11 protein-coding genes are annotated in these 11,648 nt (G+C 67.8%); 6 read left to right on the forward strand and 5 right to left on the reverse strand.

Going from position 1 to position 11,648, the window contains the following annotated elements; genetic code table 11:
* A partial coding sequence (locus CEX87_RS19955; RefSeq protein WP_099459198.1) for a septum formation family protein occupies nucleotides 1-1,293 on the reverse strand: 1,293 nt, incomplete at its 3' end.
* A 93-nt stretch (nucleotides 1,294-1,386) separates the two neighbouring features.
* On the opposite strand from CEX87_RS19955, the gene serS reads away from it, so the two are divergent.
* From serS to CEX87_RS19970, 3 genes are all read left to right on the forward strand, one after another.
* Nucleotides 1,387-2,646 carry a serine--tRNA ligase gene (gene serS / locus CEX87_RS19960; RefSeq protein WP_064394893.1) on the forward strand — a complete coding sequence of 420 codons (1,260 nt, stop codon included), beginning with the start codon at nucleotides 1,387-1,389 and terminating at the stop codon, nucleotides 2,644-2,646.
* A gap of 84 nt (nucleotides 2,647-2,730) precedes the next feature.
* Nucleotides 2,731-3,885, forward strand: a complete 1,155-nt coding sequence (locus CEX87_RS19965; protein WP_094288816.1) for a zinc-dependent alcohol dehydrogenase — start codon at nucleotides 2,731-2,733, stop codon at nucleotides 3,883-3,885.
* Nucleotides 3,886-3,896: 11 nt separating this feature from the next.
* The gene (locus CEX87_RS19970) at nucleotides 3,897-4,460 is read left to right on the forward strand and encodes a hypothetical protein (protein WP_094288818.1); all 564 of its coding nucleotides are present in this window, start codon (nucleotides 3,897-3,899) and stop codon (nucleotides 4,458-4,460) included.
* Here CEX87_RS19970 and CEX87_RS19975 read toward each other — a convergent pair.
* Together CEX87_RS19975 and CEX87_RS19980 are read right to left on the reverse strand one after the other, a co-directional pair.
* The gene (locus CEX87_RS19975) at nucleotides 4,457-4,789 is read right to left on the reverse strand and encodes a hypothetical protein (RefSeq protein ID WP_066811776.1); all 333 of its coding nucleotides are present in this window, start codon (nucleotides 4,787-4,789) and stop codon (nucleotides 4,457-4,459) included. The two genes, CEX87_RS19970 and CEX87_RS19975, sit on opposite strands and share 4 nt — an antisense overlap.
* A complete protein-coding gene (locus tag CEX87_RS19980; protein WP_064418437.1) occupies nucleotides 4,786-6,336 on the reverse strand; it encodes an MBL fold metallo-hydrolase in 1,551 nt (516 codons plus the stop codon). The genes CEX87_RS19975 and CEX87_RS19980 overlap by 4 nt, the downstream gene beginning before the upstream one ends.
* 172 nt (nucleotides 6,337-6,508) lie before the next feature.
* Between CEX87_RS19980 and CEX87_RS19985 the strand changes: the two genes are divergently transcribed.
* The 3 genes from CEX87_RS19985 to CEX87_RS19995 are packed head-to-tail and all read left to right on the forward strand — an operon-like array spanning nucleotide 6,509 to nucleotide 8,911.
* Nucleotides 6,509-7,285 carry a lysophospholipid acyltransferase family protein gene (locus CEX87_RS19985; protein WP_064425861.1) on the forward strand — a complete coding sequence of 259 codons (777 nt, stop codon included), beginning with the start codon at nucleotides 6,509-6,511 and terminating at the stop codon, nucleotides 7,283-7,285.
* Between the two features lie 5 nt (nucleotides 7,286-7,290).
* Nucleotides 7,291-8,052, forward strand: coding sequence for a lysophospholipid acyltransferase family protein (locus tag CEX87_RS19990; RefSeq protein WP_064425860.1), 762 nt, complete (start codon nucleotides 7,291-7,293; stop codon nucleotides 8,050-8,052).
* Nucleotides 8,053-8,095: 43 nt separating this feature from the next.
* Nucleotides 8,096-8,911: a Cof-type HAD-IIB family hydrolase gene (locus CEX87_RS19995; RefSeq protein ID WP_064425859.1), complete on the forward strand. Its 816-nt coding sequence runs from the start codon at nucleotides 8,096-8,098 to the stop codon at nucleotides 8,909-8,911.
* Between the two features lie 3 nt (nucleotides 8,912-8,914).
* Here the strand turns inward: CEX87_RS19995 and CEX87_RS20000 are convergent, their stop codons facing one another.
* Nucleotides 8,915-10,534 carry an N-acetylmuramoyl-L-alanine amidase gene (locus CEX87_RS20000; protein ID WP_064394885.1) on the reverse strand — a complete coding sequence of 540 codons (1,620 nt, stop codon included), beginning with the start codon at nucleotides 10,532-10,534 and terminating at the stop codon, nucleotides 8,915-8,917.
* A 132-nt stretch (nucleotides 10,535-10,666) separates the two neighbouring features.
* Nucleotides 10,667-11,566 carry a hypothetical protein gene (locus CEX87_RS20005; protein WP_064418440.1) on the reverse strand — a complete coding sequence of 300 codons (900 nt, stop codon included), beginning with the start codon at nucleotides 11,564-11,566 and terminating at the stop codon, nucleotides 10,667-10,669.
* Nucleotides 11,567-11,648: the final 82 nt, after the last annotated feature.

Genomic DNA, 11,648 nt, shown 5'->3' on the forward strand with positions numbered 1-11,648 from the left:
GCCCAGGAAGGTGTTGCCGGGGGCGGGCTCGGGGTTGGTCGGGGCACCGCCCTGGTGAACGTCCGGCGATTGCTGGCCATGGGTCGACTGCTGTTGGTCGCTGTCGTCGCTCGAGCTGCCACTGCTGCTGTCGCTGCTGCTGGTGTTGTTGGAGGACTGACCGCTGCTGGACTGCGAGGTGTTGACCGGCTCGTTGTCCGTGATCGGGATCGGCGGGAAGTTCAGCCGCTCTTCGGGGATGTCCGGAGGCGGTACCGGCGGCTGACCGTTGATCAGCAGCGGGCCCTTGGCGCTGTTGAGAAGCGTCGACCAGCCGCCGTTGCCCAGCGTGGCGCCGATACTGCAGGACACCTGACGACTTCCCGCCGCCCAGCTCGGCAGCGAAATGGTGCTGTAGATCAGCGTCAGCGTGGTGCTGCGTAACTCGATGGGCGCCAGATAGGCATCCGTCATCCGGGTGCACGCATCCTTGATGAAGCCGTCCTGCTCGGGCTCGGGCGGCAGCCCGCCGGGGAACCTCTCGGCGAGGTTCACCGCGCCGGTGACCTCCATCGCGTGCGGCGCCGCGCAGTCGACCGGGATGTCGGTGGGCTGGTTGGTGGTGGGATCGATGCCCAGGCAGGTGCCCGCAGGCCACACCTTGGACTGGTCGACCTCGGCGACCTTGCCGGAGAACGGCAGCTGCTGGTTGTTCGGGCCGGGCAGCTGCAGTCCGCACAGCATGCGGCGCTCGCCGGACTGGCGCCAGGCCTTTTCGCCGGACCACAGCATGCTCACGGTGAAGCGGCTGTTCGGGTCGAAGCGCGGGCCCAGGTAATTCTTCACGGCCGTCGAGCACTGCTCCTGGCTGATCTGCTGGATACGCGCGCTCGACGGCGGCGCGGCGTCCGGACCGTATTCACTGCCCGGGAACGTCCGCATGTCCACCGACTCGGCGACCTCGAACCGGTGCTCCTGGCTGCAGTCGACGATCTCGGCGGCGTCGGGTGTCCGGTCGGGCCAGTTGAGGCAGTCGCCCGCCTTGGCGTGTTCGAACGTCGCATTGCCCCGGGGACCGAGGGAGATCGTGCTCGCGGTCAGCCCGCTGGCGCTGTCATTCTGCGGCAGCGCGGTGATGAGGCCCGCGATCAGCAACCCGCCCAGCGCCGTCAACACGAGCGCTCGGCGCGTCGGCGTGGCGTGCAAACTGGTCCACCACGCCACCCGCTCCTGCGCCTGTGCGTCGCCTTGCTGCAGATCGGCGGGTTCATGCTCGCCGAACGGGCGACCGGGTGCCTCCAACATCTGCTCCATTGTGACAGGCGTGTCAGGCGCTGTGACAAGTGATGCAGTTGTAAAGTTATGCGGTTGTGCTGGCCTGGGTGCTCGACCAGTAGGGTTGCGCCCGTGATCGACCTCAAGTTGCTGCGCGAAAACCCGGATGTGGTCCGTGCCTCGCAACGCGCCCGCGGCGAAGATCCGAGCCTCGTCGACGCGTTGCTCGAGTCCGACGCCGCGCGCCGGGCCGCGGTGTCGGCGGCCGACAATCTGCGCGCCGAGCAGAAGGCCGCGAGCAAAAAGGTGGGCAAAGCCTCGCCCGAGGAGCGGCCCGCGCTCCTGGAGCAGGCCAAGGCGCTCGCCGAAAAGGTCAAGGCCGCCGAGACGGCTCAGGCCGACGCCGCGCGGACGTTCACCGAGGCGCACATGGCGCTCTCGAACGTGATCATCGACGGGGTGCCCGCGGGCGGCGAGGACGACTTCGTCGTACTCGACACGGTCGGTGAGCCACCGCGCATCGACGACCCCAAAGATCACGTCGAACTCGGTGAGTCGTTGGGTCTCATCGACCTCGAACGCGGTGCGAAGGTGTCCGGTTCACGCTTCTACTTCCTCACCGGGGCCGGCGCGCTGCTGCAGCTGGGTCTGCTCCAATTGGCCGTCAAACTCGCCACCGCGAACGGGTTCACGCTGATGATCCCGCCGGTGCTCGTGCGCCCGGAGATCATGGGGGGCACCGGTTTCCTCGGTGCGCACAGCGAGGAGGTCTACCGGATCGAGTCCGACGACCTCTATCTGGTCGGCACCTCCGAGGTGCCGCTGGCCGGATACCACGCCGACGAGATCCTCGACCTGTCCGACGGACCGCTGCGCTATGCGGGTTGGTCGTCATGCTTCCGGCGCGAAGCGGGCAGCCACGGCAAGGACACCCGCGGCATCATCCGCGTGCACCAGTTCGACAAGGTGGAGGGCTTCATCTACTGCAAGCCCTCAGACGCCGAGGCCGAGCACGAACGCCTGCTGGGTTGGCAGCGCCAGATGTTGGCCGATATCGAGGTGCCGTACCGCGTGGTCGACATCGCCGCCGGTGATCTCGGTTCCTCTGCGGCGCGCAAATTCGACTGTGAGGCTTGGGTTCCCACGCAGCAGACCTACCGGGAGCTGACCTCGACGTCGAACTGCACCACGTTTCAGGCCCGCCGGCTGGCGGTGCGCTACCGCGACGAGAACGGGCGTCCGCAGACCGCGGCAACGCTCAACGGGACCTTCGCGACGACGCGGTGGCTGGTGGCGATCCTGGAGAACCATCAGCAGCCCGACGGCAGCGTCCGGGTGCCACAAGCGCTGAGGCCGTATGTCGGAACCGACGTCCTGACGCCGGCCAAGTAGGGCAAGCGCCTCGCTGGGCGGAGAGGTGGTTTCGCGCGCCCGGACACGGGTAGACGCGTTCGCATCCCGACTCTAGGAGGCGCCGTGAAGGCGATGGTTTACCGCGGCCCGTACAAGATACGGGTCGAAGAAAAAGACATTCCGCCGATCGAGCATCCGAACGACGCGATCGTGCGGGTGACCCTCGCGGCGATCTGCGGTTCGGACCTGCACCTCTACCACTACCACGGCATGATGCCCGACACCCGGGTCGGCATGACCTTCGGCCACGAGTTCATCGGTGTGGTCGAGCAGGTCGGGCCCTCGGTTCGCAACCTCAAGGTCGGCGACCGGGTCATGGTGCCGTTCAACATCTTCTGCGGTTCGTGCTACTTCTGCACCCGCGGGCTGTACTCCAACTGCCACAACGTCAACCCGAACGCGACCGCCGTCGGTGGGATCTACGGCTACTCGCATACGTGCGGTGGATATGACGGCGGGCAGGCGGAGTTCGTCCGGGTGCCGTTCGCCGACGTGGGCCCGGCGCTCATCCCCGACTGGATGGCCGACGAGGACGCGCTGATGTGCACCGACGCCCTGGCTACCGGCTACTTCGGCGCGCAACTCGGCGACATCGTCGAGGGTGACGTCGTCGCGGTCTTCGGCGCGGGCCCGGTCGGTCTGTATGCCGCGAAATCGGCATGGCTGATGGGCGCTGGCCGGGTGATCGTCATCGACCACCTCGAGTACCGGTTGGAGAAGGCCCGCACGTTCGCGCATGCCGAGACCCTCAACTTCGCCGAATGCGACGACATCGTCGTGGAGATGAAGAAGACCACCGGTTATCTCGGCGCCGACGTGGCGATCGATGCCGTGGGCGCCGAGGCGGACGGCAACCTGCTGCAGCACGTCACCGGCGCCAAGCTCAAAATGCAGGGCGGTTCGCCCGTGGCGCTGAACTGGGCGATCGACGCGGTGCGCAAAGGCGGCACCATCTCGGTGATGGGCGCCTACGGACCGATCTTCTCCGCGGTCAAGTTCGGCGACGCGTTGAACAAGGGGCTGACGCTGCGGATGAACCAGTGCCCCGTCAAACGCCAGTGGCCCAGGCTGTTCTCGCATATCCAGAACGGCTATCTCAAGCCCAATGACATTGTCACTCACCGTATTCCGCTCGAGCACATCGCCGAGGGGTATCACATCTTCTCCGCCAAGCTCGACGACTGCATCAAACCGGTCATCGTGGCCAACGCCGCCTGAGGGGAATCATCATGACCTACACCGCCGACCATCCGCCCGTACCGACATCCGAAGACCTGCGCGCCCGCATCCCCGGGTGGGGCGCCGACCTCGACCCGGCCGACCGGCCTTCGGTGCCCAAGCTCAAGGCGGTCGAGACCGGCGCCCACTGGGACTTTCCCGACCGGCAACCCGAGACGTGGCCGCGGGAGCGGTCCATCGAACACAGGTTCCTGACACCGGTTTTCGGTACGTCGACTCCGCCGAGAGGGCTCTCGGGTGCGATCCGGCGCTACTCGTATCGCACGTACAGCGAGGGCCGTGCCGCGCACTGGCTGCTGCTGATCCTCGCCGACCGCGTCGACGCCGTAGAACACCACCTGCAGTCGCTGGTCAGCCGTCGCCCGGACAACCCCATCACTCAGACCGGAGTCAAGACCGAGTTGACGCACAACGGTCTGGCCGCGCGCGCGAAAAGTAAACGGGCGGACGCCAATCACATGTGGCTCGACCCGCTGATCGTCGGTGGCCCATGGGTAGCGACGGCGGGGGTCGGGCTGCTGGCGGCGCGCCGGTTGCGCCGCAACCGGCGCTAAGGCTGAAGGAGCTCGTCGAGGACCTCGATGAGCTGGTCGGGGTGTTCGGGCGTGAACGCCGGTCGCCACCGGTTGCCGTCGACGTCGAGGGTGACCAGCGTGGCCTTCAGCGGCCTACGCACGTCCAGCGGCAGCCAGCGGCGCAGATCCGAGCTGCCCCAGAACCGGTAGCGGTGCATCCAGTCCAGCGGCGAGGCGGTGTACCCGCGGATGGCCGGCAGCGGAATGACTTTCGATGTGCCAGAGGGGAAGTGGTACCGGCGCAGCGTGACCGCCTCCCGGTCGACCTGGATCATGCCGTCGTCGTAGAGCTGTTGCGGCACACTCACTTTCGCTCGCTCCGCAACTCGTGGCCCTTGGTGGTCAGGCAGCGGCCGTTCTGCAGATTCCACTGCCATCCGTGCAGATTGCAGGTCAGCGTGGAGCCCTCCACCACGCCGAACTTCGACAGGTCGGCCTTCAGATGCGGGCAGCGCCGCTGAATCTCCCAGCCGTCCAGCGTGATCGACGCGGAGTCGTCGTGCGCCTCGGCGAACCAGCCGTCGGCGTACGCGATCCGCTCGTCGGTCAGGCACTTGAAGAACGTGTACAGGTACTCGTTGTATCCGCCCACTCGCCAGGCCCGAAATCGGGTGGACAGGAAGATGGTGTTGACCCAGTCGGGTTCGTTGTCGCGCAGCACGGTGCGCACCAACTCCGGCGGGATCGCGAAGCCGTAACGGAACTTCTCTGCAGAGATCGGTTCGCGAACAACGCGTTTCGGAAAGTCGACGACCACGGTCTCGGACCCGAGCCGCAGCTCGACGGGATAGCCGATACCGTCGCAGATCTGATCACTCTGGATCATGATCGGCTCGAACGCGGTGCGCAGCGGCTCCAGTAGCGACTCGCCCGCCGCGTCGGCCCAGCTCGCCTTCTCCGCGGCCAGCACCGGCGCCATCCGCTCGGCGTAGTCGGCGATGTAGTCGGCCTTGCCGGTGGTGAAGATCGACTCCACCTCGTCGTCGGGCAGCGGGTGGTTCAGTGCGTCCAGTTGCGAGCCGGTGAAAGTGGCCGTCGAGCCCGGAATCAGCAACAGCCCGCCGTCGTGGCCGTGTGTACGCATCTGCTCCAGGAAAACCATCTGGTCGGGGAAGATGTTGGCTGGGTCGTCGTGGTCGTCGTTGAGGTCGCGCAGCTCCGGATCGAGGAAGCACGGCGGGCCTGCCGACGGGATGACCCAGGTGGCGCCGACCTGCGCGATGTACTGGCGGCAGCGGTCCATCTGGCGCTGGCGCTTCTGGATGCCGAACGCCTCCTTGGCTCGCACGGGCATGTCGTAGACCATCGGGTACCAGATGGCGCCGGAGTACTGGAGCATGTGCACGTCGACGTGGCCGAAGTCGGCGTGCACGACGTCGAGGTCGACCGGGCGTGCGTCGTTCATGTTGAACGCCACGGTTCGACCGTCGTCGACGACGAGTCCCGAGTCGCCGATCGGGCCGTCGGCGGGGGCTCGCAGCGCGATGATCATCACGCCGAGGTCGCCCTTGGGGCCGGACACGGTGTGGCGCACCGAGTCGACGGTCTCGAAGAACCGGTGAAAGCCGAGCCTCTCGAGTTCGCGCCGCAGGTCGGGCACCGGATAGTCGGGCAGCAGCACGATGGCGTCCTTGTTGACGTGCTCGCGCAGAAGCTTGGGGTCGAAGTGGTCGCGGTGCAGGTGCGAGACGTACAGGTAGTCGCAGTCGCCGAGCGCATCCCAGTCCAGGGCGCTGTTGTCGGGGAACGGGAACCACGACGCGAAGTAGGCAGGGTTCACCCAGGGGTCACACAGGATGCTCCCGGCCGCTGTGTCGATGCGGAAACCCGCGTGGCCGATGCTGGTGACCTGCACAAATACCCTTCCTGCGAATGTGGATGCCTGCCGCGAGTCTAGCCCGCCGCAGGCTCGTCCCCATCCCACGCGCCGCGGAGCCGGCAGGTGGCGCCGGCATCTCGGCGGGCCTCGACGAACTCGGCACCGCCGACCTCGAAGGTCGTGTGGTCGCGCGACTAGGCTGCCTGATGTGGAACCCGTATACGGCACCGTCATTCAGCTGGCGCGGCTGATCTGGCGCGTGCAGGGACTCAAATTCACCGTCACCGGTGTGGAGAACCTGCCGAGAACCGGCGGCGCGGTCATCGCCATCAACCACACGAGCTACTTCGACTTCACCTTTGCGGGGCTGCCCGCCTACCGGCAGGGCATGGGGCGCAAGGTGCGGTTCATGGCGAAGAAAGAGGTCTTCGACCACAAGATCTCGGGCCCGGTCATGCGCAGTCTGCGCCACATCGAGGTGGACCGTGACAGCGGCGCCGAGTCGTTCGAGCAGGCCTGTCAGAGGCTCAAGGAGGGCGAGTTCGTCGGCGTCTATCCCGAGGCCACGATCAGCCGCAGCTTCGAGATCAAGCAGTTCAAGTCCGGCGCCGCGCGCATGGCGATCGCGGCGGGCGTGCCGATCGTTCCGCACATCGTGTGGGGTGCGCAGCGCATCTGGACCAAGGGCCACCCGAAGAAGATGTGGCGCCCCAAGGTGCCGATCACCGTGGCCGTCGGCGAACCGATCGAGCCGACGTTGCCCGCGGCGGACCTGACGGCTCTGCTGCACTCCCGGATGCAGCACCTGCTCGAGCAAGTCCAAGACAGCTACGGCCCGCACCCCGCCGGCGAGTTCTGGGTGCCGCACCGGTTGGGCGGGGGCGCGCCGACGCTCGCCGAGGCCGACCTGATGGACGCGGAGGAGGCCGCAGAGAAGGCCGCCACGCGTGCCCAGCGTCCCGACCCCAGCGGAGCAACCGGGTAGCCGCCATGGAGCCGGTCTTCTACACGCTCGAGGTTCTGGTCAAGGCGGCGGTCAGGATCAATGGCTACAAGATCAGCTACCGCGGCTTGGAGAACATCCCCGCCGGCGGCGGTGCGGTGATCGCGATCAACCACACGAGCTACGTCGACTGGTTGCCCGCCGCGCTGGCGGTGCACTATCGCAAGCGGCGCCTGCGGTTCATGATCAAAGAAGAGATGCAGGACGTGAAGGTGGTCAACTTCCTGATCCGCCACACCGGCACGATTCCGGTGGATCGCCGCGCCGGTGCGGGCGCCTACGCCGTCGCGGTGGAACGCCTGCGCGCCGGCGAGCTCGTCGGCGTCTACCCGGAGGCGACCATCAGCCGAAGCTTCGAGCTCAAGGACTTCAAGACCGGCGCGGCCCGGATGGCCCGCGACGCCGATGTGCCGATCGTTCCGCTCATCGTCTGGGGTGCGCAGCGGCTGTGGACCAAGGACCATCCGCGTCGTCTGAGCCGCAACAGGATTCCGATCACGGTGCAGGTGGGTAGTCCCCTACGAGCCGGCGAGACGATGGAGCAGACGTTGCAGGAATTGCGTTCGGCGATGACCGAACTGTTGCACGAGGCGCAACGCGACTATCCGCACCCGGAAGGGGCGTACTGGGTTCCGCGCCGACTCGGCGGCTCCGCACCCACCCTGGACGAGGCGAAGGCTCTCGACGAGGCCGAACTGGCCGAGCGTGCCCGCAAGCGTGCCCTGCGCGAAGCCAAGAGTCACCGGTGAGCCCGGACACCGGCGAACGCGGATTCCCGCGGCGGTCCCCGCGATGAACCGGCCCTTGCTGATCGCCTCCGACGTCGACGGGACGCTGCTCGACGACGACGAGAAGGTCTCGACGCGCACCAGGGCGGCGGTCACCGCCGCGGTGGAGTCGGGCACCGAGTTCCTGATCGCCACGGGACGGCCGCCGCGGTGGGTGCAACCGGTCGTCGACGCGTTGGGTTTCGCCCCGATGGCGGTGTGCGCCAACGGTGCAGTGCTCTACGACCCGGCCACCGACCGCATCGTGTCCGCGCGCACGCTGACCACCGACGTGCTCGGTGAGCTCGCCGACATCGCGACCCGAGTGATCCCGGGGGCGGGCCTGGCCGTCGAGCGGGTGGGCAAAAGCGCTCACGACGCCGCGACCCCGCAGTTCGTCAGCTCGCCCGGGTACGAACATGCGTGGCTCAATCCGGACAACACCGAGGTGTCGTTCGAGGACCTGCTCAGCGCACCCGCGATCAAACTCCTCGTCAGGAAGGCCGGCGCGCGCAGCTCGGAGATGGCGGCCGAGCTCGCCGATCACGTCGGGCACGTTGCCGATATCACGTACTCGACCAACAACGGCCTGATCGAGATCATGCCGGTCGGCATCAGCAAGGCCACCGGGGTCGCCGAGGTGGCCGAACCGCTGGGCATCACCGCCGATGAGATCGTCACATTCGGTGACATGCCCAACGACGTGCCGATGCTGCAATGGGCCGGCCTGGGGGTCGCCATGGGCCACGCCCATCCGGCCGCGCTGGCCGCGGCCGACGAGGTCACCTCGACCAACAACGACGACGGTGTCGCGCGTGTGCTCGAGCGGTGGTGGGCGTAGACCTCAGGTGCTGATCGGCGGGGTGAATCGCTCGAGTTGCACGGGCGGGGTGTCGAAGTCCGGCTTCGGCAGTTCCACGGGGATACCGTCGAAAACGCGTGTCACCGTGCCCTTTTCGCGGTCGAAGTTCAGCGTGCCGTGCTGGAAGTTCTGCACGATCCACAGCGGCTCCTGGATCTCGCCGCTGGTGGGCAGTCCGAGCGCACCGCGTTCGAAACCCAATGTGCCCCAAGCTTTGTAGATCTCACCGGTGACCGGTTCGGCGCCGCTGACCGGTGACCAGTAGATCGCGCCGCGTTCGAATGTGACGTAGCGGGCGCCATCCTGGCCCGACGCCTCCAGCGACGTCGGCCTGCCCAGCGGGCTCTTCATCCCGCCCATTGCTTCCCATTTCGCAAATATCGCGCCTCCGCGCAGTGATTCGGCCAGGTCGTCGGGTCCCGGCGGTTGGTTGAAGCGCGCGGCGATGTCGCGGATGTGGTCCATCAGGGCGTACGCCGCGTTGCCGGGGCACTCCGTGGCGCCGACGTCGCGGTGGGTGAAGATCGCGGGCAGCCGCGGTGTCGCCCCGGTCGGGAACTTCGAGAACGACCCGCCCCCTGACGCCAGCACCACCGCGCCGCGGGGGTCGACGTGGTCGAGGCCGAGCCGCCATCCCAGCAGCCGGGCCGTGGTGCGCAGCTGAATCGGCGTCGGCGGCACCACTTCGAAGTTGCCCATCATCGCGACACCCCAGGTGTCGTGGTTGAATCCTCCGGTGTGCGCCCCCTCGACGGGTCTGGTGACACCGCCCGCGCGGCCCTCGAAGACCTGTCCGAACTTGTCGACGAGTGCGTTGTAGGCGATGTCGCACCAGCCCAGTGTGCGGGTGTGGTACTCGTAGATCGATCGGATGATGCCTGCCGAGTCCTGCGGGGCGTACTCGTTGCTGCCTGCGGTGTGGTGCACCACCCCCGCCCGAACTCCGGCGTCCAACCGGGGGTCTCCGCACCGCATGGATTCGTCGGCGCCCCACTGCGCGCGGTTGATGATGTTGGGCGGCACTCCGGGTGCGTTCACCGCCGACGGCGGAGGCAGGGTGTCCACCGGCGGTGCCTCCGGCGGGCTGATCAACACCGCGTTGAGGTTCTGGCCGAAGGAATGTTGCGTGTTCGCCGGGACGTAGCCCAGTTCCTGGGCGGACTGGGGCGCCGCTTCCGGAATCTCGGGCGCATCGGGCGGACGGGTCACTGCGATCTGCACCGTGGTGGTGCGGCCCACGAACACGGGTTCGGTGCCTGCCGGTCCCGCCGACGGAGTGTCCGGGCCGACACCTTCCAGGGGTTCGGCGTCGTACCAGGGTCCCCAGGTGCCGTCGGCCTTCTTGGCGCGCACCCGTGCGGTGGTGCCGGTGAAGTCCTGAGCGGTCAGCGCCACCAACGAGAACGGCGTGTCCTGGTGGATCTCGCGGATCGTCTCCCCGCCGCCCAGCCCCGTCAGCGGACGCTGCGCCAGGTGCGGCGCCTCGGCGATCGCGCCGTCGTCACCGTCGCCGGGCAAGCCGAAGAGGGCCATCGGCAACGTCACGACCGTCGCCGCAAGCGCGGTGAACAGCAGTGACGGCGTGGGACGGCGAGTCGGCACGGACTGATGTTACGTATGTGCCAGGTGATGCTAGTGGTGCGACACGGTTCGAAGCAGAACTAATCGATCGCCAGACCGGCACCGGCACCGCAGAGCCGAAGCGGCTTCTGCGGTGCCGTCTGGTGACAGGTCTCAGGCGCCGGGTGCGGGTGCCGGCACGGGGGCCGGGACCGGGGGCACCGCCGGCGCGCCGGGCGGCTTGGCCGCCGACATGATCGCCGGCATCACCATGCCCTTGAGCAGGTCGATCGCCTGCCCCGCACCGAGTTGATCGGCCATGCTGGACAGCTCGCCGATGATGCCGCCGCTACCGGAGGTGCCAGTCGCCGCCGGCATCGTCGCCAGCGAAGGGTCGCCGAGGATCGGATAGGTGCCCGCGGCCGGGTCCAGCCCGATCGGTGCCGCGATCGGCACCTCGCTCGGAGCGGGCAGCCCGGTGGCCGACGAGATCGGCGTGGCGCCCAGCGCAGGGTCGGTCAGCGCCGGCGGCGTCGACAGTCCCGGCGTGGTCAGCCCCGGCGTGGACAGGCCCGCGTCACCGGTCGGACTGGTCAGCGCCGGGCTGGTCAGCGCGGGGTTGGTCAGGGCCGGATCGGTCAGTGAGGGCGCGGTCGCGGTCACACCGGGAACCGTCGCGCTCGGGGCCGTCAGGCTCGGAGCCGTCAGGCCGGGTGTGCTGAGCCCGGGCGCCGTCAGGCTGGGCGACGTCAGCTCGGGGGTGGTGAGCGCCGGCGTGGTCAGGCCCGGAGACGTCAGCGTGGTGGGCGAGCTCGAGCCCGTTCCGGTCAGAATGCCGGTCGGCATCGGCGGAAGGTTGATGCCGAACTGCGAGAGGCCCTGGGTCAAGGCGGACATCAGCTCATTCGGAAGATCGGTGATCGTCGCCGCCTGGACGAATTCACGGTGCTGGGGGGCCGGCTTGGTGGCCTCCGTCAGCTCGGTCACGGCGACTACTGCAGCGGGACTCGCGACTGCCAAGGCCAGGACTGCGCTCGTGGCTGTCGACAGCCTGCGTCGACGTCGGTTCGGCACGGAAGTCTCCTCAATACATGGGCTACGACTATTAGTGGTCGCTTTGTGGTTCGGCTAGGCGATTCAGGTGAACAGCCCAGGT

The organism is Mycobacterium lehmannii (assembly GCF_002245535.1).
Lineage (GTDB): Bacteria > Actinomycetota > Actinomycetes > Mycobacteriales > Mycobacteriaceae > Mycobacterium > Mycobacterium lehmannii.